30 protein-coding genes are annotated in these 22466 nt (G+C 68.8%); 14 read left to right on the top strand and 16 right to left on the bottom strand.

Annotated features, from left to right (window positions below; genetic code table 11):
* Window positions 1-170: 170 nt before the first annotated feature.
* The 5 genes from BLQ75_RS01890 to BLQ75_RS01870 all read left to right on the top strand — a co-directional run bounded on the left by BLQ75_RS01890 (window position 171) and on the right by BLQ75_RS01870 (window position 4142).
* Window positions 171-575: a TOBE domain-containing protein gene (locus BLQ75_RS01890; RefSeq protein WP_092597256.1), complete on the top strand. Its 405-nt coding sequence runs from the start codon at window positions 171-173 to the stop codon at window positions 573-575.
* Window positions 572-1336 (top strand): molybdate ABC transporter substrate-binding protein, encoded by a 765-nt coding sequence (gene modA, locus BLQ75_RS01885; protein WP_092596717.1) that lies wholly within the window; start codon window positions 572-574, stop codon window positions 1334-1336. The genes BLQ75_RS01890 and modA overlap by 4 nt, the downstream gene beginning before the upstream one ends.
* A gap of 26 nt (window positions 1337-1362) precedes the next feature.
* On the top strand, window positions 1363-2178 hold the full coding sequence (locus BLQ75_RS01880) for an ABC transporter permease (RefSeq protein ID WP_092597253.1): 816 nt from the start codon (window positions 1363-1365) through the stop codon (window positions 2176-2178).
* A gap of 127 nt (window positions 2179-2305) precedes the next feature.
* A complete protein-coding gene (locus BLQ75_RS01875; RefSeq protein WP_092597251.1) occupies window positions 2306-3343 on the top strand; it encodes a sulfate/molybdate ABC transporter ATP-binding protein in 1038 nt (345 codons plus the stop codon).
* 37 nt (window positions 3344-3380) lie between these two features.
* Window positions 3381-4142: an HAD-IIA family hydrolase gene (locus BLQ75_RS01870; protein WP_170837286.1), complete on the top strand. Its 762-nt coding sequence runs from the start codon at window positions 3381-3383 to the stop codon at window positions 4140-4142.
* A gap of 290 nt (window positions 4143-4432) precedes the next feature.
* On the opposite strand, the gene BLQ75_RS01865 is transcribed toward BLQ75_RS01870, so the two are convergent.
* Both BLQ75_RS01865 and BLQ75_RS01860 read right to left on the bottom strand, forming a co-directional pair.
* The gene (locus BLQ75_RS01865) at window positions 4433-4834 is read right to left on the bottom strand and encodes a YccF domain-containing protein (protein WP_170837269.1); all 402 of its coding nucleotides are present in this window, start codon (window positions 4832-4834) and stop codon (window positions 4433-4435) included.
* Between the two features lie 90 nt (window positions 4835-4924).
* Window positions 4925-5707 carry a PhzF family phenazine biosynthesis protein gene (locus BLQ75_RS01860; RefSeq protein ID WP_092596714.1) on the bottom strand — a complete coding sequence of 261 codons (783 nt, stop codon included), beginning with the start codon at window positions 5705-5707 and terminating at the stop codon, window positions 4925-4927.
* Between the two features lie 565 nt (window positions 5708-6272).
* Between BLQ75_RS01860 and BLQ75_RS01855 the strand changes: the two genes are divergently transcribed.
* A complete protein-coding gene (locus BLQ75_RS01855) occupies window positions 6273-6608 on the top strand; it encodes a hypothetical protein (protein WP_092596711.1) in 336 nt (111 codons plus the stop codon).
* 546 nt (window positions 6609-7154) lie between these two features.
* Here the strand turns inward: BLQ75_RS01855 and BLQ75_RS01850 are convergent.
* Entirely contained in the window at window positions 7155-7319 is a 165-nt protein-coding gene (locus BLQ75_RS01850) for a DUF397 domain-containing protein (protein WP_092596708.1), read from the bottom strand.
* A gap of 144 nt (window positions 7320-7463) precedes the next feature.
* On the opposite strand from BLQ75_RS01850, the gene BLQ75_RS01845 reads away from it, so the two are divergent.
* From BLQ75_RS01845 to BLQ75_RS01835, 3 genes are all read left to right on the top strand, one after another.
* Window positions 7464-8684, top strand: a complete 1221-nt coding sequence (locus BLQ75_RS01845; RefSeq protein WP_244515165.1) for a helix-turn-helix domain-containing protein — start codon at window positions 7464-7466, stop codon at window positions 8682-8684.
* Window positions 8685-8771: 87 nt separating this feature from the next.
* Complete coding sequence (locus BLQ75_RS01840; RefSeq protein ID WP_244515164.1) at window positions 8772-8990, top strand: hypothetical protein; 219 nt, start codon at window positions 8772-8774, stop codon at window positions 8988-8990.
* A complete protein-coding gene (locus tag BLQ75_RS01835; protein WP_092596702.1) occupies window positions 8987-9214 on the top strand; it encodes a hypothetical protein in 228 nt (75 codons plus the stop codon). Before BLQ75_RS01840 ends, BLQ75_RS01835 begins: the two co-directional genes overlap by 4 nt.
* Window positions 9215-9267: 53 nt before the next feature.
* Here the strand turns inward: BLQ75_RS01835 and BLQ75_RS01830 are convergent, their stop codons facing one another.
* The gene (locus BLQ75_RS01830) at window positions 9268-9471 is read right to left on the bottom strand and encodes a hypothetical protein (RefSeq protein ID WP_139182884.1); all 204 of its coding nucleotides are present in this window, start codon (window positions 9469-9471) and stop codon (window positions 9268-9270) included.
* Window positions 9472-9940: 469 nt separating this feature from the next.
* On the opposite strand from BLQ75_RS01830, the gene BLQ75_RS01825 reads away from it, so the two are divergent.
* The gene (locus tag BLQ75_RS01825) at window positions 9941-10438 is read left to right on the top strand and encodes a hypothetical protein (protein WP_092596696.1); all 498 of its coding nucleotides are present in this window, start codon (window positions 9941-9943) and stop codon (window positions 10436-10438) included.
* Window positions 10439-10681: 243 nt separating this feature from the next.
* Here BLQ75_RS01825 and BLQ75_RS01820 read toward each other — a convergent pair whose 3' ends face one another.
* Window positions 10682-10915, bottom strand: a complete 234-nt coding sequence (locus BLQ75_RS01820) for a ParB family protein (RefSeq protein ID WP_092596693.1) — start codon at window positions 10913-10915, stop codon at window positions 10682-10684.
* The gene (locus BLQ75_RS23290; RefSeq protein WP_170837268.1) at window positions 10912-11073 is read right to left on the bottom strand and encodes a hypothetical protein; all 162 of its coding nucleotides are present in this window, start codon (window positions 11071-11073) and stop codon (window positions 10912-10914) included. The genes BLQ75_RS01820 and BLQ75_RS23290 overlap by 4 nt, the downstream gene beginning before the upstream one ends.
* Window positions 11074-11816: 743 nt before the next feature.
* On the opposite strand from BLQ75_RS23290, the gene BLQ75_RS01815 reads away from it, so the two are divergent.
* The gene (locus BLQ75_RS01815; protein WP_092596690.1) at window positions 11817-13466 is read left to right on the top strand and encodes an AMP-binding protein; all 1650 of its coding nucleotides are present in this window, start codon (window positions 11817-11819) and stop codon (window positions 13464-13466) included.
* A 196-nt stretch (window positions 13467-13662) separates the two neighbouring features.
* Here the strand turns inward: BLQ75_RS01815 and BLQ75_RS01810 are convergent, their stop codons facing one another.
* Entirely contained in the window at window positions 13663-13908 is a 246-nt protein-coding gene (locus BLQ75_RS01810; protein ID WP_092596687.1) for a hypothetical protein, read from the bottom strand.
* Entirely contained in the window at window positions 13908-14303 is a 396-nt protein-coding gene (locus BLQ75_RS01805; RefSeq protein WP_092596684.1) for a DUF6247 family protein, read from the bottom strand. Before BLQ75_RS01805 ends, BLQ75_RS01810 begins: the two co-directional genes overlap by 1 nt.
* Window positions 14304-14478: 175 nt before the next feature.
* Between BLQ75_RS01805 and BLQ75_RS24390 the strand changes: the two genes are divergently transcribed.
* Entirely contained in the window at window positions 14479-14601 is a 123-nt protein-coding gene (locus BLQ75_RS24390) for a hypothetical protein (protein WP_280137803.1), read from the top strand.
* A 99-nt stretch (window positions 14602-14700) separates the two neighbouring features.
* Here the strand turns inward: BLQ75_RS24390 and BLQ75_RS01800 are convergent, their stop codons facing one another.
* From BLQ75_RS01800 to BLQ75_RS01780, 5 genes are all read right to left on the bottom strand, one after another.
* Window positions 14701-14946 (bottom strand): hypothetical protein, encoded by a 246-nt coding sequence (locus tag BLQ75_RS01800; RefSeq protein ID WP_043579141.1) that lies wholly within the window; start codon window positions 14944-14946, stop codon window positions 14701-14703.
* The gene (locus tag BLQ75_RS01795) at window positions 14946-15341 is read right to left on the bottom strand and encodes a DUF6247 family protein (RefSeq protein WP_092596681.1); all 396 of its coding nucleotides are present in this window, start codon (window positions 15339-15341) and stop codon (window positions 14946-14948) included. Before BLQ75_RS01795 ends, BLQ75_RS01800 begins: the two co-directional genes overlap by 1 nt.
* Before the next feature lie 711 nt (window positions 15342-16052).
* Window positions 16053-16865 (bottom strand): SH3 domain-containing protein, encoded by an 813-nt coding sequence (locus BLQ75_RS23720; RefSeq protein ID WP_211481105.1) that lies wholly within the window; start codon window positions 16863-16865, stop codon window positions 16053-16055.
* Window positions 16866-17085: 220 nt separating this feature from the next.
* Window positions 17086-18090 (bottom strand): R2-like ligand-binding oxidase, encoded by a 1005-nt coding sequence (locus BLQ75_RS01785; protein ID WP_092597239.1) that lies wholly within the window; start codon window positions 18088-18090, stop codon window positions 17086-17088.
* Window positions 18091-18145: 55 nt separating this feature from the next.
* Window positions 18146-18358 (bottom strand): hypothetical protein, encoded by a 213-nt coding sequence (locus BLQ75_RS01780; protein ID WP_092596675.1) that lies wholly within the window; start codon window positions 18356-18358, stop codon window positions 18146-18148.
* A 356-nt stretch (window positions 18359-18714) separates the two neighbouring features.
* On the opposite strand from BLQ75_RS01780, the gene BLQ75_RS24625 reads away from it, so the two are divergent.
* Entirely contained in the window at window positions 18715-19110 is a 396-nt protein-coding gene (locus tag BLQ75_RS24625; RefSeq protein WP_043575984.1) for a cold-shock protein, read from the top strand.
* Window positions 19111-19176: 66 nt separating this feature from the next.
* On the opposite strand, the gene BLQ75_RS01770 is transcribed toward BLQ75_RS24625, so the two are convergent.
* Window positions 19177-19671 carry a DUF2771 family protein gene (locus BLQ75_RS01770; protein WP_092596672.1) on the bottom strand — a complete coding sequence of 165 codons (495 nt, stop codon included), beginning with the start codon at window positions 19669-19671 and terminating at the stop codon, window positions 19177-19179.
* A 161-nt stretch (window positions 19672-19832) separates the two neighbouring features.
* Entirely contained in the window at window positions 19833-20507 is a 675-nt protein-coding gene (locus BLQ75_RS01765) for a glutaminyl-peptide cyclotransferase (RefSeq protein ID WP_244515198.1), read from the bottom strand.
* A gap of 318 nt (window positions 20508-20825) precedes the next feature.
* Here BLQ75_RS01765 and BLQ75_RS01760 point away from each other — a divergent pair, with 318 nt between their 5' ends.
* A complete protein-coding gene (locus BLQ75_RS01760) occupies window positions 20826-21677 on the top strand; it encodes a DUF3027 domain-containing protein (RefSeq protein ID WP_092596666.1) in 852 nt (283 codons plus the stop codon).
* 142 nt (window positions 21678-21819) lie between these two features.
* On the opposite strand, the gene BLQ75_RS01755 is transcribed toward BLQ75_RS01760, so the two are convergent.
* Entirely contained in the window at window positions 21820-22200 is a 381-nt protein-coding gene (locus tag BLQ75_RS01755; RefSeq protein ID WP_092596663.1) for a cupin domain-containing protein, read from the bottom strand.
* Window positions 22201-22466 lie beyond the last annotated feature (266 nt).

The raw sequence follows: 22466 nt of genomic DNA, 5'->3' as shown, positions 1-22466 counted from the left end.
CGCCGAGGCGGGGCTGATTCGATCGTTCGAGCGCGTTTTGTTCCGGTGAGCTCAATCGGTAATGCCCGCCCCGGCTCGAGTTCGGAGAAAAACACGAAATCGGATCGGCTCCGTGTGTGCGGAACGAAACCCCTGGATCGGGACGCATTCACGGTCCTAGTGTGAGTCCCGTGCCGCAGTATCGTGTTTCGGAAGCGGCGGAGCTGCTCGGCGTCAGCGACGACACCGTCCGCCGCTGGATCGACGCGACCCAACTACCGGCCGAGTCGGACGGCTCCGGGCGCCTGGTGGTGGAGGGAGCAGCGCTGGCCGAGTTCGCCCGTGCCAGAGCCAGGTCCGCCCGCGACCCCTCCGGGATCGAGCGCTCCGCGCGCAACCGGTTCGTCGGTCTGGTCACCGAGGTCGTCTCGGACACCGTCATGTCGCAGGTCGAGCTGCAGTGCGGTTCGCAGCGAGTGGTCTCGCTGCTGAGCACCGAAGCGGTCAACGACCTCGGTCTCCGCCCCGGGGTGCTGGCTGTGGCCGTGGTCAAGTCCACGGCCGTGGTGGTCGAGAAGCCCGGAGGTGGGCGATGAACCACGCACGTCGCGGGGGCGGGGCGGTGGCGGTGTTGACCGTCCTGCTGTCGCTGGTGACCGGTTGCGGCGCGGGAGGGAGCGGGCAACGGACCCTGACGGTCCTGGCGGCGGCCTCACTGACCGAGTCCTTCCGTGCGATCGGGGACGAGTTCTCCCGGAACAACCCCGGGATCGACGTCCGGTTCAACTTCCAGGGCTCCTCGCTGCTGGCCGAACAGATCAGGCAGGGCAGCGGCGGCGACGTGTTCGCCTCGGCCAATGAGGAGATGATGACCAAGGTCCGACGTGCCGACGCGCTCGCCGGACAACCTCGACCCTTCGCCACCAACCGGCTGACCGTGGTGGTCCCACCGGACAACCCGGCCGGGGTCGAGTCGTTCGCCGACCTCGCCGACCCCGACACTTCGGTGGTGGTCTGCGCGCCCCGGGTGCCCTGCGGCTCGGCCACCGAGCGGGTCGAGTCCGCCTCGGGGGTGGAGTTGAGTCCGGTCAGCGAGGAGAACGACGTCAAGGACGTGCTGCACAAGGTCGTCGCGGGCGAGGCCGACGCCGGACTGGTCTACGTCACCGACGCCGAATCCGCCGGTGACGAGGTCGAGGTGGTTGACTTCCCCGCCGCCGACGAGGTGACCAACGAGTACCCGATCGCCGAGCTCGCCGCCTCCGAGCACCCCGAACTGGCCGAACGGTTCGTCGAGTTCGTGCGCGGGGAGCGGGGGCGCGAGATCCTCGACGAGTACGGCTTCGGTGCGCCGTGAGGGGCTCGGCTCCACCGCTCGGCCGCCTGGTTCCCCGCCGCGCACGCGAGGGGGAACGCCCCGTCGGAGTGCCGCTGCCGCTCCGGTTGCCCGCCCTGCTGGCGCTGGCGCTGATCGTGCTGCCGGTGCTCGGCCTGTTCGCCCGCGTCGATCCGGCCCGGCTGCCCACCCTGCTGACCGGCCCGGCCGCGTTGACCGCGCTGGGGCTGTCGGTGCGCACCGCGCTGGCCGCCACCCTGCTGGCGCTGCTGCTCGGTGGACCGTTGGCGGTCGTGCTGGCGCGCTCCCGATTCCCGGGACTCCGGTTCGTGCGCGGCTGCGTGCTGCTGCCGCTGGTGCTACCCCCGGTGGTCGGCGGGCTCGCACTGCTCTACCTGCTGGGACGCACCGGACCGCTGGGAGGGCCGCTGCGCGACTGGTTCGGGCTGAGCCTGCCCTACACCACCGCGGCCGTGGTGCTGGCGCAGACCTTCGTGGCGATGCCGTTCCTGGTGGTGAGCCTGGAGGGGGCGCTGCGCGCGGCGGGAACCGAGTACGAGCGGGTCTCGGCCACCCTCGGGGCCGGGCCGTGGCTGACCTTCCGACGCGTCACGCTGCCCATGCTGCTTCCGGCACTGGGGTCCGGTCTGGTGCTCACCTTCGCACGCGCGCTGGGCGAGTTCGGCGCCACCATCACCTTCGCGGGGAGCCTGCGCGGCACCACCAGGACGCTGCCGCTGGCCATCTACACCGAGGCGCAGGCCGACGTGGACGCGGCGGTGGCGATGTCGCTGCTGCTGGTGGCGATAGCGCTGCTGGTCATCCTCGTCGCACGACCGAAGGCGGTGGAGGGACGTGGCTGAGCACACCGACGACGCGACCTCCGCGACCGGCCGCTCCTCGCGGGAGGCCGTCGCCCCGGCGTCCGGGCACGGGCCGACCGGGCTGACGGCCGAGGTGCGGCTGCGGCGCGGCGATTTCACGCTCGACATGGCCTGTCGGGTGCGGCCGGGTGAGGTGCTTGCCGTGCTCGGCCCCAACGGAGCGGGCAAGTCCACCCTGCTCACGGCGCTGACCGGCTCCGTGCGCCCGGAGCGCGGCCGGGTGAGTCTGGACGGCCGCACCTGGCTGGACACCGAACGTCGGATCGACGTGCCCACCCACCGCCGAGGTGTCGGGCTGCTCGCGCAGCGGGCCGTGCTGTTCCCCCACCTCACGGCGCTGGACAACGTGGCCTTCGGGCTGCGCACGGCCGGGGTCCGCAGGAGGCCCGCGCGGCGCGCCGCCCTGGAGTGGCTGCGGCGCACCGATACCGGTGAGCTGTCCGACCGCAGACCCGCCGAGCTCTCCGGCGGGCAGGCACAACGGGTGGCGCTGGCCCGGGCGCTGGCCGCCGATCCGGAACTGCTGCTGCTCGACGAGCCGCTGTCCGCCTTGGACGTGGCCACCGCTCCCGCCATGCGTGGACTGCTGCGCCGGGTGCTGGGAGAGCAACGAAGTCCCTGCGTGCTGGTGACCCACGACGTGCTCGACGCCGTGGTGCTGGCCGACCGGGTGGTGGTGCTGGACCGGGGCGGCGTGGTCGAGCAGGGCAGGACCCGCAGGGTGCTGGCCCGCCCCAGGACCGCCTTCACCGCCCGGATCGCCGGGCTCAACCTGGTCAACGGCAGCGCCGCCGGTGACTCCGTGGAGACGCCGCGAGGTGGGGTGGTCCACGGCGGCGTCGTCGAACCGGCCGGGCGGGGCGAGCCCGCCGCCGCGGTGTTCCCGCCGACCGCCGTGGCGGTGCACCGCGAGGTGCCGGAGGGCAGTCCCCGCAACGCGATCCCGGTACGGCTGGTCGGCATGGAGCCCCGTGGCGACGCGATCCGCCTGCGCGGCGAGACCGATCCCAGCGAGCCGGAGACCGCGCTGGCGGCCGACGTCACCCCCGCCGCCGTGGCCGAGCTGGGACTGCGGGTGGGTGACGAGGTCTTCTTCGCCGTCAAGGCCACCGAAGTGGCCATACACCCGGTCTCCGATGGATGATCGGGGGGTGACTGAGGTATCTCCCTGGACTTACTTGATGGACATGGACGGCGTGCTCGTGCACGAGGAACACATGGTTCCCGGCGCGGACGCCTTCCTGGCCGATCTGCACGAACACGGGTTGCCCTTCCTGGTGTTCACCAACAATTCCGTCTACACCAGGCGCGACCTGCGGGCCCGGCTGCACCTCAGCGGGCTGGACGTGCCGGAGTCGGCGATCTGGACCTCAGCGCTGGCCACCGCCCAGTTCCTGGACCAGCAGCGGCCCGGTGGTTCGGCGTACGTGGTGGGCGAGTCCGGACTGACCACGGCGCTGCACGACATCGGCTACGTGCTCACCGACCGCGATCCGGACTACGTGGTGCTCGGTGAGACCCGGACCTACAGCTTCGAGGCGATCACCAAGGCCATCCGGCTCGTCGAGGGCGGGGCCCGGTTCATCGCCACCAACCCGGACGAGAAGGGCCCCAGCCGGGAGGGAACGCTGCCCGCCACGGGAGCGGTGGCCGCCCTCATCGAGCGGGTGACCGGGCACGCGCCCTACTACGTGGGCAAACCGAACCCGCTGATGATGCGTTCGGCGTTGCGGGAGCTCAAGGCCCATTCGGAGAACACCCTGATGATCGGCGACCGGATGGACACCGATGTCCGCTCCGGGTTGGAGTCGGGGTTGCAGACGATCCTGGTGCTGTCCGGGATCTCGGATCGCGACACCGCCGAGCGCTTCCCGTACCGCCCCACCAAGGTCATCGACTCGGTGGCGGATCTGGCCGGGCGCGTCGAGCACCCCTTCGACTGAGCCGGTGCTCCGGCCGATCTCCCCGGCCGGAGCACCGGAGCGGAGTTCCGGCAGGGGACTTCGTGGGAGAGGACCCGCGCCGCGTCGGGCTCGTGCGGCGTCGGGCCTCCTCCCGGTAGCGCACGTGGTGGAACCCCGCGCACGCGAGCGGCAACGGTCGTCGCGGCGTCGTCCCCGCCGCCGGGGTTCGGGTGCTTCCGCGGCCTGTCGGGTGCCGCGGTGCTTCTCCGTTTCCGGCGGCCGTCCGGGCGGTTCGTGACGCCGGGGCCCAGCGGCGTCGGGGTTGTCGGTCACCGGCGCGGCACCAGCGCGTTGGCGTCGTCGGTGTCCACGATCCGCTTGCCCAGCGGCACCAGCGACACGGGGACGAGCTTGAAGCTGGCGATTCCCAGCGGTATCCCGATGATCGTCAGGCACATCAGCACTCCCGTGGTGATGTGTCCCAGTGCCAGCCACCAACCGGCCAGGATGATCCACAGCACGTTGCCGATCGCCGAGAGCGCCCCCGAGCCCCGTTCGTCGACCAGTCGCCGCCCGAACGGCCACAGCGCGAAGTTCGCCATTCGGAACGAGGCGATCCCGAACGGTATCCCGATGATCGTCACGCACAGCACCACCCCGGCGAAGGCGTAGCCGATCGCCATCCAGAGGCCGCTGAGCACCAACCAGACGATGTTGAGCAGCAGTCGCATGACACCACGTTGCCAGGTCGTCGGCCGTTCCGGTTCGGGGAAGTCCCCCAATTCCGCGAGTGCTTCCCCGCTTTCGGTGCCGAGGGCCTCTCACGCCGTCAGCGTCGCTTCCAACACCGTGACAGCCCGGCCTCCCAGCCCCACCCGCTGTCCTCGCAGCCGGGCCCGTACCGTTCCGCCGCGCGAGGAGACCTGCTCGCCCACCAGCTCCGCGCGTCCCAGCCGCTCCGCCCACCACGGGGCCAGCGAGCAGTGCGCCGAACCGGTGACCGGGTCTTCGGGAACCCCCACGGCGGGGGCGAAGAACCTGCTGACGAAGTCCCGGTCCGGCCGATCGCTCGCGGCGGTGACGATCATCCCGCGTTCGGTGATGCGCGGCACTTCCGAGAGGTCGGGCCGCAGCTCGCGCACCAGTCCGGCGTCGTCGAGCTGAACGAGCAGATCGGTGCCGCTGCGGGCCACGGCAATCACCCGCTCCGGGGAGACGTCACCGAGCGCGGCTGTGACGGAGACGTCCTCGGCGGGTTCGTTCGGCCGCAGCGGAAAGTCCATCTCCACCGTGCCGTCGGCGGTCACTTCGCAGCGCAGCTCGCCGCCGCGGGTGTCGAATCGCTGCGAACCGGCCAGCACGTGTGCGGTGGCCAGCGTGGCGTGCCCGCACAGGTCCACCTCGGTGGTGGGGCTGAACCAGCGCAGCGGTTTGGCGGAGTTCTCGTCGCCCCCGGCGACCACGAAGGCGGTCTCGCTCTGGTTGAACTCGGCCGCCACCGCCTGCATCCAGGCCGCATCGGCCGGTTCGTCGAGTAGGACCACCCCGGCCGGGTTGCCGCTCATCGGGGTGTCGGTGAAGGAGTCCACGAGGTAACCGCGCATGATCGGCAGTCTAGTGGGGCGGGCAGGACGTTGTCGGCCCTTCCGGGAGGCACGGCGGAACTGGTGCGGGTGCTCGGGGCGGGCGCCTCGGCCGCGTCGGACCGGCCGGTGAGTGGCTAGCCGCGTGACGAGGTCGCTCCGCGCTCGACTCCCGTGTCCCGCGTTCCGGCGGGTCCGCGTGCCCCCGTGGTACGCGGCCCGGCACCGTCGGTTTCCCGGAGTCCGGTGCCGGGCCGTGCGAGCGGACGGCCGTGTGGTCCCAACGGGACGTACGAGGGCGATCGCGGGGTGGGGTCGGTACGACGTTCGTCGCCGGGAGTGCTCTCAGCCGCCCGGTGGTTCCCCGCTGTCGGCTGGTGGGCGGGGCTCGGAAGAGGGATCAGGACTCGGAAGGGGATCAGGGCGGAGGTAGCGGGACGAGCGGCGACGAACGGCCCAACTGCCCCGTGTGTGGCCAGTGGTGCGGTTCGAGGGGCGAGCGGGGGCGAGCTCGCCCCCGGTGGCATGTCCCGAGGGGCGGCGAGGCCGTCCGTGCGGGCAGCGAGAGACCGCTAGTGTGAGTGCTATGGCGACCCCCAGGGAAGACGTGGTGAAGGCGAAGGGGCTGCTCGAAGAGCGGGAGCACGTTCCGGAGGGCACGACGATGGAGCTGCACGCGCTGCTGTCGTGCGTTCGGGAGATCGTGCTCACCGAGGAGACGGTCCAGCCGTGGCGGGACGTGGTCGGCCTCGCCGAGCAGGTGGACACGTCCAGCGCCGCCGGGGTGCTGGGACTGATGGGGGCGATCGAGGAAGCGTCGATGACGCCGCTGCCGCCGCGGGGGTGGTTGCGGGTGGATCTGGCGCGGACCGACTTCGCTCGCGCTGTGAACCGGGCGGTCGAGCCGGTGGAGGCGGCCTGACCGGTCACCGTGATCCGCTGCTGAGGTGTTCCCCGGAAAGCGATCCGACGGATCGAGTCCCGCCGTCAACCAGGGCTCGGGATGTTTCCCGGGAGACGCCGACGGGGGGAGGGGTCGGTGCGGAGTTGCCGGTCACTCGTCACGGGACGGTCGGGGAGCGCTACTGCCGGAGCGAAAGTGATTCCCACAGCGGGAAAGCGCTGTTAAGATCGCAGGTCAACAAGTAGGCCCCGCGCATGCGGGGATGGACCGGTGAAACGTTGTTTACGCTACTCCGACTAGCCGTAGGCCCCGCGCATGCGGGGATGGACCTGCCATCAGCCAGCCGATCTGCTTGACGTATTTGTAGGCCCCGCGCATGCGGGGATGGACCCGTGCTGTCCGGTGCAGGCGGTGGTGTGATCCGGTAGGCCCCGCGCATGCGGGGATGGATCCCAGCGGAGTCTGTCCCACATCCGCCACACACAACGACCACAGTGGACAGGCCCCTGCGGCGCGAAAACGCCCTCGGTGCGTCGGGGGGGGGGGGGGGGCTGCTTCGGCGGCTTACTCGAACCGCTCGTTCTTCACGGCGTCGATGAACGCGGCCCGCTGCCGGCCGGTGGTGCTGAAGTACCCGCCCGTGCGTTCCTTGGTGTCGCGGACGGCGGCGCCATCGGCCACGCGGCCGATCTCGACGCGGTTGGTTTCCTGGCTGGTGTAGGCGGACACGGAAGCGGAAGCCGGAGCCCCAACATCTCGTCACCTGATCGCGTTCCCGCTATCCTCGGTGCGTACCTCTTCGCGGAGGGTTGCCCCCGGTCGACGGGCCGGGGATTCGCGAAGGGGGCTACTTCCGCGAAGAGGGTGGTCGGTGTGGCCGATGAGCTCGCAGACAAAACGATCGGGGAACGGATTCAGATCCTCCGGGAGCGGCAAGGCAAGTCGCGCCCGGTGTTGGCTGGCTTGGTCGGGCGTTCCGGGGAATGGCTGAAAGCCGTCGAAAAGGGGCGGCTACACCCGCCACGCTGGGAAAAACTCGTGCAGCTGGCTGACGCGCTCGGTGTGCAGGATCTCGCCGAGTTGACCGGTGACAAACCACCGATGGGGGCGACCGGCCGGGCAACGCACGAAGTCGTGCCCGCGATGCGTGAAGCCATCGAAGAGACCATGCTCAGCGTCTCGGCGGAACGGGTGCCGGATTCTGCGATGCTGCACCAACGAACTGCGGACGCCTGGCACCTGTGGCACACCTCCCCAACTCCGCGAGCCTCGGTCGGTGCGGTGTTGCCGCGGATCCTCCGGGAGGCTCGTCATGCCACACGAGTACTCGACGGTGACCAGCGCAGGCAGGCACACGTGGCGCTGTCGGCGGCCTATGCGCTCTCCGAACAGGTTCTCGCGTGGGTGGCTGATTCAGCGTTGTTGTGGCTGGCAGCGGATCGGTGCATGTCCGCGGCCGAGCAGGCCGACGATCCCGAAGCGTTGGCAGGTGCCGCGTGGGTGCTGGGCAACGTGTGGCGTTCGACCGGCCGTGAAGAGGACGCGCTACGGCTGGTCACCGATGCGGCCGAGTTGCTCGCCCCGCACCTGAACACGTCCGGCGACGGTACGCGAGCATTGTGGGGCTCATGCCGGTTGCACGCCGCGATTACCGCGGCCCGGCTCGGCCGTGAAGGCGACGCGCTGCGCCATCTCGACCAAGCAAGCGACATGGCCGACCGACTTCCGGACGACTACGCGCACCCGTGGACGCTGTTCGGCCGCGCCAATACAGACGTGACCGGGGTATCGGTGCAGGTCGACCTGCGTAAATCGGGCCAAGCCATCGATGTGGCCGAGCAGATCAATCCGGACCAAGTGCCCTCGGTCGATCGGCGCGCACGGCTGTGGTTGGAAACGGCCCGGGCCTACCATCAGCGCAGGGAGCACACAGCGACCTTGCACGTATTGCAGCGCGCCACCAACGTCAGTGAAGAGTCCATGCGCTGCCATCCGTTGTCACGCGGCATCGCGGGCGAACTGGTCACGTTGGGCGGGCGCATGGTGCAACCGGAAGCGTGGGGGCTGGCACATCGGCTCGGGCTGACCGTCTAACTTCCTGCGGGGGTACAGTTTGTACCTCTCCGATGGGTACGTGAACACGTACCTCATACTCACGGCCGAACGCACCACGCTCCGGGTATGACCACGAGATCAACGGAACCCGTGTTGGTGCGGTGTGCCACGGTCGAGCACGACGGCACCGAGACGTTGGAGCTGTCGCTGATCCGTGACCGGTTGATGATCATCACGCCCACCGTCTACAACCGCACCCTGTGGACGGCCGAGCAGGCACGCGGGCTGCGCGACACGCTGACCCGGCTGCTGGGCCAACTCCCGACCGGGGGTGGTTCGCGGTGAGTCAGCCGCACACCCGGTTGGCGACGCTGTTGCGCCGTGGGCAGTGGATGTTGGACGAGGCCGCCCACAAGCTCGGCGGTAAGCAGCTTCCGGAGGCTGATCGGCACGCCGTGGCCGCCGCGCTGGACGAGCTCTCGGCCGCGCTGCGCGAGCACACGGACGAGCCCGCCGAACTCCCCACCGGGCAGGACGAGCGGCCCGCGGTGGTGGAGGGCGAGCGGTGAGCGCCCGCCGACCCCGCCCCTCTCTCGGACGGCACGGCTTCCGTCCCTGTCGGCTACCGGGGCACGTGCCCGCGCTGTCCGGTGATCTCGCGGACACAGCCCCGCAGCTGGGGCGGGGCCGCGACGGTCGCCACCGAGGCGAAGACACTCGCCCCGCACCCGCCACCGGGCCAGTTCCACCCGGTCGGCCCCGCGACCCGGCGATCCTCGCCCGCCTGCTGGACCGGCTCCGCGCCCTGTAGTCCACGGCCCGACACCACCGAATCCTCCGGTATCCGGTGCCGAGCCGTCACCGCCCGACCAGTAAACCACCCCCGCCGGTCAGGCGGCCCCAAGCACCGAGGAGAACCAGTGCTCACCGAATGCTCCACCACCGCCCCGGAACGGCACGTGGACGCCGAGGGTCGCCCGTGCGTGCTACCCGCCGAACACGAAACCGCCCACGAAGGCGACCGGATGCGGGACTGAGCGCGCTCCAACGTCCGGCACTGGTAGCCGTTTCATTCATCCGGTGGATCGTTTGTTGATCGGCGGGCGGGTGAGGCTCGGCAGGGACAGGATGGGGGAAGTACGGCGTGCAAGAAGGACAAGGACGGCCTGTTCCCGCCGCCGGAGAAGCCGTGCCAGCGCAGGAACAGCGGCGGAACGGGCATCAGATCGGTCGGTAACGACTGTGGCACCGCGCTCGGCGAGGCGCCGCACCAGCACCAGTACGAGGATGCGGGCATGGCGGTAGACAGCTGGTTCGACGTTCCCTCGGGAACTCCGATGCACCATCACTGTTACGCGCACGTGGAGTGGTCGACCGACCCGAACAAGTGGTCCGAACAGTCGCGCAACGCTCCGTCGCTGGTGGCGTGGCAGCCCGGTGACGTGCTGCGGTGGGTGTATCAGCGGCTCGCCGACCATGCCGATCAAACCGAGGAGGCACACGACCGGCGCGGGCACCTGGAGGAGGCGCTCGCGTCGTTCCCCGGTGAGGGGGCGCTCTCGTTGCCGGTGGCCGAGATTCCGGATCGGTGGCAGTACCTGGCCGCCGCGTTGTCACACGGCCGGTGGAGTATCCAGCCGTGGCACCTGTCGTTTCGCAAGGTGCTCGTGCTGCACATACTCTCGTACGCCGATGCTGGGCAGCAGTCCGGCAACCACCACGTGTGCCGCGACCACGAGCGTCCGGCCGACCAGCCGTACCGGGAGCCGGGCGATCCGGTGGAGGTGCCGTAACCGGTGTCAGTGATATACTGGTGACGCAATTGCGGGATTGTGGAAGTGCGAACCCCCGGCTCCGCTCGGGGGTTTTCGTGTGTGGCAGGGGTGTTACTGTCCGGGGTTGGCCCCGCGCACGCGGGGATGGACCCGCTGTCTTGTAGTCCACCGCCGCGTTGACCTCGTAGGCCCCGCGTACGTGGGGAATAGTTCGAGCCCCGGCCAGTGACCGGGGCTCGATGTTTCTCCGGAGGGGAGGGGTCAGCGCCCCTTGTCGGTGGAGGGGCCGGTGCGGAGCTGCCCGGCCACCCGGGGGAACTCCTCGCCGTCGTTGTGTTTGCGTTCCAGGCGTTCGACCTCGCGCCGGAGTGCGTGTTCCACGAGGTCGGACATGCTGGCGGTGTGGGCCACGTCGCCGCCGAGGGCGGCCACCGCGGCCTTGGCGCGTTCGATGATGTCTTCCGAGACGTAGGGGGCCATCTTGCGGCGGGTCATCGGGTCACCTTCATGCGGACTGTTTCGACTCCTACGGCAATCACGGCGAGCACACCCATGATCCACAGCACCCAGGCCCATGTGCCCAGTGCCAGGGAGGTCACGAACACCCCGATGGGAACCACCGCGAAGGTTCCGATAGGCGGGTCGGTCTTCATGGTTCGCCTTCCTGATGTGGAGGAGTACTCTCAGAATGCCGGGGGGACTGGGGTAGTCCCTTTACCCCAGCCCCCCGGCATCGTCACCATCGGCGGTGTTCATCTCGCTGGCTGCCTCTTCGGGGTATCTGTGTGCTCGACCGGTCAGATCACCGTGCTCGCCGGAGTCCGGTTGTCCGGAGGTCTCGGCCGGCGCGGATGCTCCCCACTCCCGCGAGGATGCCCACGATTTCCGAGAACATCCCCACGGTGCGGATATCCCTACACATCTGTCCCGTACTGTGATCCACTCGTCCGGCTCGCTGCCGAACTATCTACAGTGCACCCGAATCAGCACCGACTGCACAAGGAGAAACCGGAGAAAGTTCCGGGAACGGTGGCGATGTGGCGTTCGGGGTACTGACAGAGTTCAGTTCGACCACGCTCGGCCAGGACCCACGTACGCTCAAAGCGCCCCGAGCGTCGTGGAGTTCCGAGGCGCTGTGCGCCCGAGAGGGCGTGTCCGGTGAAGCGGACTTTCGTGTTGGGGTCCTGGGGCCGTTGGGCGGAGCCGGAATCCGTCGTGCGACCCCTGCGGGAGGTCGAACGGGTGTCGAACGTTCGGCAGGGGCGTTTTCCTCGCCCGCATCTCCCGAATTCCCCGCACCTCCTCCGAATTCACGGCGTGAGCTCTCGACTCCGTGGTGGCATCGCGCGATCATGGCGTTCCGACCCACCCGGACGGAGTATCGGAGGTAGCCCTGGTGCAGACCCGACACGCGGAGCCCGCCTCCCCGACCGCTCGCCCCAGTTACTCCTCGGGAACCTCCGACGTTCCCCTCATCGGCGAGACCATAGGTGCCAACCTGCTGCGCACGGCCGAGCGGTTCCCGGAGCGCGACGCGCTGGTCGAGTTCGCCACCGGGCGCCGCTGGACCTACCGCGAGTTCGTCGCGGACGTGGACGCGCTCGCCGTCGGCCTGCTGGAGAGCGGGTTGGAGAAGGGCGACCGGATCGGAGTCTGGGCCCCCAACCGTGCCGAGTGGACCCTGGTGCAGTACGCCGCCGCGCGGATCGGGGCGATTCTGGTCAACATCAACCCCTCCTACCGGGTGCACGAACTGGAGTACGTGCTCAACCAGTCGGGGACCCGGATGCTGATCTCCGCGCGGCGGTTCAAATCCTCCGACTACGTGGACATGGTCGAGCGGGTCCGCCCCGGCTGTGCTTCCCTCGAACGAGTCGTCTTCCTCGACGGTCCGGAGTGGGCGGAGCTGTCGCGGCATCGAGCCGATCCCGCTCGCCTGCGTCGCGTGGCGGAAGGCCTCTCCGCCGACGACCCGATCAACATCCAGTACACCTCGGGAACCACCGGCTTTCCCAAGGGCGCGACGCTGTCGCACCACAACATCCTCAACAACGGTTTCTTCGTCGGTGAGCTGTGCGGCTACACCGAGCGGGACCGGGTGGCGATCGTCCCGCCCTTCTACCACTGCTTCGGGATGGTCATGGGCAACCTGGCCTGCACCAGCCACGGTGCCGCCATGGTGATCCCCTCCGAGGGGTTCGACGCCTCGGCCGCGCTCGCGGCGGTGCAGGCCGAGAGCTGCACCTCGTTGTACGGCGTGCCGACCATGTTCATCGCCGAGCTGGATCTGCCCGACTTCGCGAACTACGAGCTCTCCTCGCTGCGTACCGGCATCATGGCCGGCTCGCCCTGCCCGGTGGAGGTGATGAAGCAGGTCATCGAGCGGATGGGGATGAGCGAGGTGGCCATCTGCTACGGGATGACCGAGACCTCGCCGGTCTCGGTGCAGACCAGGGCCGACGACTCGCTGGAGCGGCGGGTCTCCACCGTGGGCAGGGTGGGGCCGCACCTGGAGGTCAAGATCGTGGATCCGGAGACCGGCCTGACCGTGCCGTGCGGCGAGTCGGGGGAGCTGTGCACTCGCGGTTACTCGGTGATGCTCGGCTACTGGAACGAGCCGGACCGGACCGCCGAGGTGATCGACTCCGCCCGCTGGATGCACACCGGTGACCTGGCCGTGATGGACGAGTACGGCTACGTCAGCGTCACCGGGCGCATCAAGGACATGATCATCCGGGGTGGTGAGAACATCTACCCCCGCGAGGTGGAGGAGTTCCTGCACACGCATCCGGACATCCTGGACGCGCAGGTGATCGGCGTTCCGGATGAGCGCTACGGCGAGGAGCTGATGGCCTGGGTACGGCTGCGGGAGGGCGCCGAGGAGCTCACCGCCGAGGCGTTGCGTGAGTTCTGCGCCGGTGAGCTGGCGCACTACAAGATTCCGCGCTACGTGCGGGTGGTCGACGAGTTCCCGATGACGGTGACCGGCAAGGTACGCAAGGTCGAGATGCGGGAGCGGGCCAGGGAGATGCTCGGGCTCGGCTGAGAGCCACCGGACGGACGTGAAGTTCCGCCCCCCCCTACGGGCCCGGACGCGAGGGACGCGTGGGCGGCGTCCTCGTCCCGGGAGACCTGCGCGGAGCCGGACCTCGGCGAGGGCGGGCGGGAGTTGTTCGGGCGGGTGCTGAAAGATCCCCCGAGAGTAGGGCTTTTCCAGTCCTCGGGAATCGCCTACCGCTCGCTCAGACGTCCTGTGCTCGCAGCACGTTCACCTGGAGGACGGCGTCGCTGAGGATGAACGTGATGAGTATCCTCCCGCCGTCGGTGGTCGTCGTCCACTGGTCCGTTCTCCGGTTGTACCGGCTGATCGACTTGGGATCGCTCGTCAGCGTCGCGTTGAGTTGATCGACTTTCTTCTTCCTGGAGGCGGACAGCCTGCTGTAGGCGTCATCGGCTACCTCCGACCAGATGACTCGGTAGCTTGCCATCAGTTGTCCGCCCGCAGGCCCGTCTCGGTTTCCCGGTGGACTCCGTGCTCGTCCCTGCGCCAGAGAACGCCGTTCTCGTCTCGTCGCCACGATGTACCGTCCGTGTCGTGCTGCCAGACTCTGGAGAAGTCGCCGCGCTCGGCGCGTTCGATGGCGTCTCGTTCGTCGTCGGTGATCGGCTGCGCGGCGTCCACAGCAGAGCCCCACCAGCGGTTGAGTACGTGGTCGATGTGTGAGGTGTCGAAGTCCTCGCTGACTCTGGTGAGTGCTTGTCGGAACTCGCGTTCGAACTGCGCGCGGTCTTCGCCTTCGAGGATGGCGCGGAAGAGTTGGGCGTCGCGGGTGACGTTGCCCTGGATCTTCCAGTGCGTCCGGTCGGGTACCTGGCCCGGCACTGTTCCTCCTTCCCCGGAGTTCGGACAACCGCCCGTCCGGTGGGTGTCGTCGTCGGGAGAGCGCTACGTCGGGTGGGCGGTGGTGGATCGGTGTCACTAGCGTGTCCCGGCAGGTGGTCGTGGTCCACGGTTCACGCCGGGTTTCCCCCGATGGAGATCGGACCTCCTCGATGGGGTGAAACAGCGGAGCGGCGTCCCGGAGGAGCGCTGTGGCGAGGAGTTCCCGATGACGGTGACCGGCGAGGTGCGCGAGGTCGAGATGCGGGAGCGGGCCGAGGAGATGCTCGGGATCGGCTGAGAGCCGCCGGATTCCGGCGAACGCGTGGTGCTCGCGTGCGGAGCGGCTCCCGAGCCCTTCGCGGTGGAAGGGCTCGTCGAATTCACCGACGGAGGGAGCCTAGACGTCGAACTGACGCAGTACCCTCACCTGCAGCCATCCCTCGTGGACGATGTAGACCAGCATGATCCTGCCGTCGTCGGTGGTCGTGGTCCACTGGTCGGTCTTTCGGTTGTAGTCGCCGATCGAGATCGGATCACTGGTCAGCAGCGCGTGGAGTCGGTCGACTTTCTTCCTTCGTTCAGGGGGTAGCCTGCTGTAGGCCTCGCGCGGAACATCCGCCCATTGAACGTTGTATCTCGACATCAGTCGTCCGTCCGCAATCCTGATTCCGTTTCGCGGTATGTTCCGTTTTCGTCGCTGCGCCAGAGGTCGCCGTTCTCGTCCCTCTTCCAGAACGTTTGGTCGGTGTCCAGGGTCCAGAACTTGGACGGATCACCCCGGTCGGCGCGTTCGATGGCGTCTCGTTCGTCGTCGGTGATCGGCTGCGCCGTCATACCGGCGTGCCCCCACCAGCGGTTGAGTACGTGGTCGATGTGTGAGGTGTCGAAGTCCTCGCTGACTCTGGTGAGTGCTTGTCGGAACTCGCGTTCGAACTCCGCGCGGTCCTCGCCTTCGAGAACGGCGCGGAAGAGTTGGGCGTCGCGGGTGACGTTGCCCTGGATCTTCCAGTGCGTCCGGTCGGGTACCTGGCCCGGCACTGTGTTCCTCCCCGGGTGGTTGTTGGGAGCGGTTCGTTCGGTGCGCGTCGGCTTCGGGAAGGCGGTGCGCCCGGTGGTGGTGGATCGGTGTCACTAGCGTGTCCCGGCAGGTGGTCGTGGTCCACGGTTCGCGCCGGGTTTCCCCCGATGGAGATCGGACCTCCCCGATGGGGTGAAACAGCGGAGCGGTACGGAGGCTGCCGCTCGGTGTCACCGACCAGCTCTTCGGCGGGCAACCGCACCCGCGCTGGGCAACCGCACCGTGCCGGGTTCCTGCGCGATGGTCGAGGGCCTCGCCCGTGCCGTGCTGGTTTCGCGGGAGACCGACGGTCCGGCGGGAGCGGAAGCACTTCGCCGCCCGGTGGTCGTTGCGGGGGTTACCGGGACCGGATTCCGGGGAGGGGCACGCGCATCACGATCGATTCATTCGTCGAGAAGAGAAGCGTTTTCGTGCGTAGGGTTCCGGTCGCGTGATCGAGTTTCTCGAAAGTTTGTTCCCGTCTTGGGAATATTCCTCTCATGAGGTTCTGATCGAGATGGGACTGCGGTCGTTCCGCTCCTCGGTGGCGGCTTGGGCGGCTCGATTCCGTGGAAGACGGGTGAATCTTTGCGCCGGAGGGGTCGCCGGAACGCGAGGACGATCCGGCGACCTGTCATGCGGGGGCGGATCGGGTGGTCACTCACCGGACCCCCGGGTGATCTCGCGCTGTTTCAGCAGATTACGTAGCTGCCGCTATCTGAAAGCAGGTCGTTACGTACCCAACCCGTCACCCCCGTGTCGTCGTCACGCAGGTAGGTCCAGGTGTAGCCGCTCTCGCCGAACTTGTAGCAGTGATAGTCGGCGGTGTGCCCCGGGTAGGCTACGCCGACGATGGTGCAGGACGTGCTCGGCCCGCTTCGAATGTTGATCGAGCCTTCGAAAGTGTTTCCCCAGCCCGAAGTGTCTTTGTCACTGTAGGACTGGGTGCAGTCGATCGGTACTTTGGCAACGGATTCGGTTTTGTCCTGTGCGGCGGCGCCCGCGGGCACAGCGAGGAGGGCCAGCGCCAGGGCGGGAGCCGCCACCAATCCCCTCAGAAGGTTTCTGTGCATTTGTCGTTGCTCCGTAACGGGTTGATTTCTAAGGCGTTTTGTCCGGCCACGGTCGTCGTGCGGTGTACGCCCGAAATGCCGGATCGGGCGTGATCTTTTTGTTCCCGAGGTTCCCATTGTTTTTCCGTTGTCGATTTTTGGCAAGTCTTGTCGTGTTTCTTTTCGGTAACGAGAAAATTTTCCGCGTGGGATTTTCGGGGTGATGCGAACGGGTTGGTTCTCTGGGTCTTTCGGTGTAATTGGCAGGATTTCTGCGCTGATGACCAGAATGTTTTCCGCTGATTGCCGGTGCTTTTGTGATTCTTTTGTCCGATGGGTCGGGGCTTTCCTTCGGGGCGAGTGGGGGCGTGCCGCGACTTTGCCGTCCTCCGGTCGGTGGATGGCGGGAGAATCGGTCCGATGATGTGCGGGGATGCCGGATCGGCTGGCCACGCGCTGCCGCGCCGGAACAGGCGGGCCCGCGTCTCGGCTCACGGAGTTCTGTCACTCACCGCCGCTGCGGCGAGCGGACACCGGGATGTCCGCTTCGTCCCGGCGGTGTTCTGCCCGCCCCGTCTGTCCCCGATATGCCCGGATTCGATCATGGTCCCGGAACGCTCGTCCGGTAGGATGATCAGCATTCGCCGTCGGGATGCCCCGGCCGAATCACCGGTCAGCAAGAACGGCCGTGGAGGTTTGCCCCGCCTGCCTCGACTCGTTCCAGCGCCGCCGCGTCCTCGGCCCCGAACTGTTCCTCCAGCCGTTCCGGCGCCGCGTCCACGTCTATGCTCGCCACGTCGGCGCCCTTGGCCGCCGAGATCGCTCCCAGCCTCCTGCCCGCTCTGTCCGAAGCGTAGGAGGAGAGCTCGTCCAGGTCGAGGCCGAACGGTTCCCGGTCACCCGCCCACTCGGGCCGCCACTGGATCTGTTCCACCGCGTGGGGCAGCAGTTCGTCCATCCGCTCCCGCACGAGCTGCCAGTTGCGCTCGTCCGCCGCCACGTGCCTGCGGCAGGTGAACGTCCCCCACGCCATGTGGCGCCGCTCGTCGTCACCGATCCTGCGGATCAGCTCGCGCATCCCGGGCAGGATGTCGCGCTCCCGGCAGATCTTGTTCCACGCGTAGTAGCCGGTCAGCGCCAGTGTTCCTTCCACGACGTGGTTGTAGGTGACCGAGGCGCGCACCTGGTTGGCCGGGCTCGGGTCGTGGTGCAGCGTGTTCAGCGACTCCGGCAGTGCCTCGTAGAAGATCGCGCGGTAGCCGGGATTGTCGGCCACGTAGGAGTGCAGGTCCTCGGTCAGTCCGACCGCGTCCAGCCAGAGCCGGAAGCCCTGCGTGTGCTTGCTCTCCTCGAAGGCGAACTGCGTCAGGTAGATCTCGTCGGCGAACCGCCCTTCGGCGCCCATCGCCGAGATGAACGGTTGCAGGTCCTCGGTCACGGCTTCCTCGCCCGCGATGAACTGGGCGCACAGCAGGGCGACCCCGTGCCGCTCCTGCTCGGTGAGCTCCCGGAAGTCGGCGGCGTCGCGGCTGAAGTCGATCTCCGCCGGGTTCCAGAACCTCGCGTTGCCCTTGTCGAACAGCCGCAGCGGTAACGAGTCCCAGTTGACGCCACCCGCCCGCAGCGAGTGGAAGTCGGTGCGCCGTACCGTTTCCCGGTCCGAAGCGGTGTCGCTCATGGCCTTCACCTTCACGATGTGTGACAGGGGCAACACCGAAGATTTTCGGTACGGATCAGTTCCGAGTCAAGGTGTTCCGGGCGCTCCGCACCACCAGCGAAACCAGTGCGATCCCCAGGCCCAGCGGGCACAGCATCGCGCCCGCGTTGAGCCACCAGGGCAGATCCCGGTAGCCGGCCGCCGAGAGGCCGAAGATCACCAGGATGACGGCCAGTCCGGCGCAGAACATCCCGACTGCCAGTGGTATCGCGACGCCGCGTGCGGTCATGCGACCAGCCTAGGCCGTCTCGCGGTGGCACTGCCCACGGGTTTCCGTGCGTCCGTCCGTCGGCCCCGGGGACGGCGGAGTCCTTATTCGGGCATAACGCGGCCTGCGACGTTGTTGTGCGTGTACGGCCAGGTACGCTTGAAGTCGACGCGTCCTGGAACGCAATCGCCGCAACAGGCTCGCAGTGGCCGTGAGGGGTGGCGTCTCCGGGGCGCGTTCGTCGTGCCGGGGCAGTTTCCGATCGGCGCCGACGCTTATTGGCAACAACAGAATGTAGGCAACAACGTTTCCCTGGCTCGTGCGGTCACGCTACCGCCCGGTCGGGAACACGTATCTGACAGGGAACGGTGAGGACTGTGCCGACCGGCAGGGTCAAGTGGTACGACGCGAACAAGGGCTTCGGCTTCGTGACCCAGGACGGCGGGGAGGACGTGTACGTGCGGGCCTCCGCGCTGCCGTCCGGGGTCGAGGCGCTGAAAACGGGGCAACGGGTCGATTTCGACATGGCCCAGGGGCGTCGCGGTCCCCAGGCGCTCCGGGTGCAGCTGCTGGATCCGCCGCCCTCGGTGGTGGAAGCCCGTCGACGCCCTGCCGACGAGTTGCACGGCATGGTCGACGACATGATCAAGCTGCTCGAAGCCAGCGTGCTCCCCGAGCTAAACAAGGGGCGCTACCCGGACAAGAAGGTGGCCAAACGGGTCGGCGGGGTCGTCCGCGCCGTGGCCCGCGAACTCGATCCGGGCGGTTCCTGACGCCGATGGAAACCGGCTCGTCACCGGGGAGGCGGTCGCGGTGAGGCGGCCGACCGGAGGCGGTGTTCAGCTCGTCCGCGGGTCCTGTTGGTGTGAGTTCCCCACCACCCAGGTTCCGCCGATGACGAACTGCAGCTGCCCGGTCTGGTTGACACTCACCGTGCCGTACCGCTGTACCTCCACCCGTTCCAGCCGCGTCCCGTCTTCGGGCAGCCGAAGGGTGTAGGCGTGTCGCGCCTCCTGGCTGCCCATGACTCCGCTGCGGCCCCGCAGCCGCTCGCCGGAGTCGCCCCGGTAGGTGAACACGACCTGCCACGGCGCGGAGGCGATCTCCTCGGAGACCGAGATCTGCAGCGGATACCCCGGGGGCATGGGCAGCTCACCCGCGGCTTCCGGGTCAGGGCGCTGGCACTCCCTGGCGAGCCGCTCGCAGTACTGCACCGGCGAGACGCGCGCGGACTCGCCGTGTGAGTAGAAGGTCACGCTCGGTTTCCCCGGCGCGGCGCAGCCCGCCAGCGACAACGCGGTCAGCACGAGCAGTACTGTCAGTCCTCGGCGCACGCCGTTGACCCTACGACCTCGCGAGGGCTCCCGCGCCGGGAGGTCCCGGCGCGGGAGCCCTCGCATCCGGCGGGCTGCCGCGCGACGCTCCGGCAGGCCCACGGCCAGGTACCGTCCCGGCTCCCGGGGTGGGCCGACGCCCGGATTCCCCCGGTGAGCGGTCACCGCACGGGTACGAAGCGGACCCGGAACATGCTCGGCCAGTTCTTGCCGGTCAACAGGAACTCGCCAGGCTCTCCCGTGGCGGCGATGCCGTTGAGCACCCCCGCCCGCTCGGCCCGCTGCTCGGGGAGCAGTCCGCTGGCGTCCACCACCGCCGTCACCTGCCCGCTCTCCGGGTCGATGCGCACTATCAGGTCGGTCCGCCAGACGTTGGCCCACACCGAGTCGCCGGCGCATTCCAGCTCGTTGAGATCGGTCACAGGGTCACCGTCGAGCCGCACCGACACGCCGCCGCGTTCGGCGAAGGACGCCGGATCCCGGAAGGTCAACTCGTCCGAGCCGTCGCTCATCACGAGTTCGTCGGAGAAGGAGCACAGTCCCCAGCCCTCGCCCTCGTAGTCGACGCGGCGGATCTCACGCAGCCCTGCGCGGTCGCGCAGTATCGCCGTCCCGGACGTCCAGGTCAGCTGCCAGATGCGGTCGCCCGTCAGGGTGATTCCCTCCCCGAAGAAGCGGTCGGGCAGGCGGATCCGGGCGGACTCCTCGCCGGTTGTCAAGCTCATGACGCGCAGAACCGATTCACCGCGTTTACCGGTGCTTTCGTAGAGTGTTCCCGCGTCGATTTCCAGCCCCTGGGTGAACAAGGACGGATCATGTGGCAGAACGTGGATCACATCGGCGCGCAGGTGTGGCACGCTGCTCCCGTGCCACAAGCCCTGTTCGCTCTGATCGCGGCCCTGCTCGCCGTGCTGTTCTGGCTGCTGCGACGTTCCACATCCCGTGATCGTCAGGGCCACCAGCGGAACGAGGCACGCGAGCGACAACCCGCCGGTCCGCCCTCGGACCGCTCCGTCTCGGACTCCGGCCCCGGAGGGGGATCGGCGCCGGTGATGCCCGAGTCGAGTCCACCAGTTCCGAAATCGCACCCGGAAAGCGTGGCACGCCCGGATACACCGCAAAACACGTGCGGCACAATCGGAAGTGTGACGCCTATGCCTGCTCCGATCAGCGACGTCGAGACGGCGTCAGCGCCAAGCACCGCTGCCGGGGACGAGCGGCGACCCGATCCGAAACTCGCCGAAGCGGTGGACACCGCGCGTGCCGCCGCCGAGGAGGAGGCCGTAACCGGCACCGATCCCACCGGATCACCGGTCCTCGTGATGGAGGCGGACGGCGAGGCGGTGGGGGAACACGTCGGTGTCGAGTACGAGTCCGACCACGCCGCCACGCACTACTTCGAGACGACGTATCGGGGGTACGTCGGCTGGCGCTGGGCGGTCACCGTGGCCACCTCCGGACCCGAGGACCCGGTGACGGTCAGCGAGGTGGTGCTGCTGCCCGGACCGGAGGCGCTCGTGGCTCCGGAGTGGGTGCCGTGGAGCGAACGGATCCGCCCCGGAGACCTCGGGGCGGGGGATCTGCTGCCCAGCGGACAGGACGATCCCAGGCTCACGGCGGACACGCTGCCGGGGGACGACGATCCGGTCGCCGAATTCGCCTACGAGGTGGGAGGCGGCCGGGAGCGGGTGCTCAGCAGGCAGGGACGCCTCGAAGCGGCCGAACGGTGGGAGAGCGGTGAGTTCGGTCCCGACTCCGAGACCGCTCGGCTCGCCCCCGGGCCGTGTGGCAGCTGCGGGTTCTTCCTGCCACTGGCCGGGTCCATGCGCGCGGCGTTCGGCGTGTGCGCCAATGCGGTCTCACCGGCGGACGGACGTGTCGTGCACGTCGAGTTCGGTTGCGGGGCGCACTCCGAGGGCGAGGTCGATACGTCCTCCACGGTCCCGGTGGCCGAGGTGGTCTACGACGACACCTCGCTCGACTTCGAGCCCCGCGACGCCGGATGAGCTGAGCGGAAAGGGCGGGCCCGTCGGTTCCGCCGGACACCGAGAGGAGTACCGCGCGGTGAACAGCGCCGCCCCGGACTTCCGGAGCGGCGCGGTCTCCGGTGAGTGGCGCGGTCTCCGGCGAGCGGTCGGTCGCCGGGGGTCAGCGTGCCGCGCGCAGAGCCGCCGAGTCCACGGCGTAGGTGGCCACGTCGGCGAAGTCCAGCACGGTGACGGTCTCCTCGCCCACGGTCCAGGCGTCGTGACCCGGTTCGATGTGGATCACCTCACCGGATTTCACCACCCCGTAGGCCCCGTCGTTCATGGACACGTGCAGATTGCCGCTGACCAGATAGGCCACGTGGCGCTGCTGGCAGGTCTCGGTGCCCGCCAGCGGTGCGACGTCCCGCGACCAGTGCCAACCGGGTTCGAGCACGAACCTGCCGACGGCGGAGCCGTGCAGGTCGAACAGCTCCAGTCGGCCGTGCGGGAACTCGCGGATCTCGGTGGGCTCCGCGAACGACATCGATACCAGTGACTGCATGAGATGGCCCCCTGCCTGCTGTCCTTCGGGCGGATCACCGCCCGGGCGAGGTGTCCCGGCGCCGGAGGCGCCGACCGGCCGTCCGCGCGGCCGGGCACCCCGCTGGATTCACCCGCGCGTGTTCCCGCGCGGGACGCCCGCCGGCCGGTGCGGATGGTGCTCGACGCCGCCTCCCGAAGCGGTCCCGGTGGTTCCGTGAGATCCCCGTGCGCGAAGGGGCGAAACGGCTTCGGTGAGGTCGCGGGAACTCCGGCCGGGCTCGGTCC

Origin of the sequence: Actinopolyspora xinjiangensis (genome assembly GCF_900104475.1) — a bacterium.
Lineage (GTDB): Bacteria > Actinomycetota > Actinomycetes > Mycobacteriales > Pseudonocardiaceae > Actinopolyspora > Actinopolyspora xinjiangensis.
The sequence above is the reverse complement of the archived record's forward strand: the minus strand, read 5'-3'. Positions and strand labels throughout refer to the sequence as shown.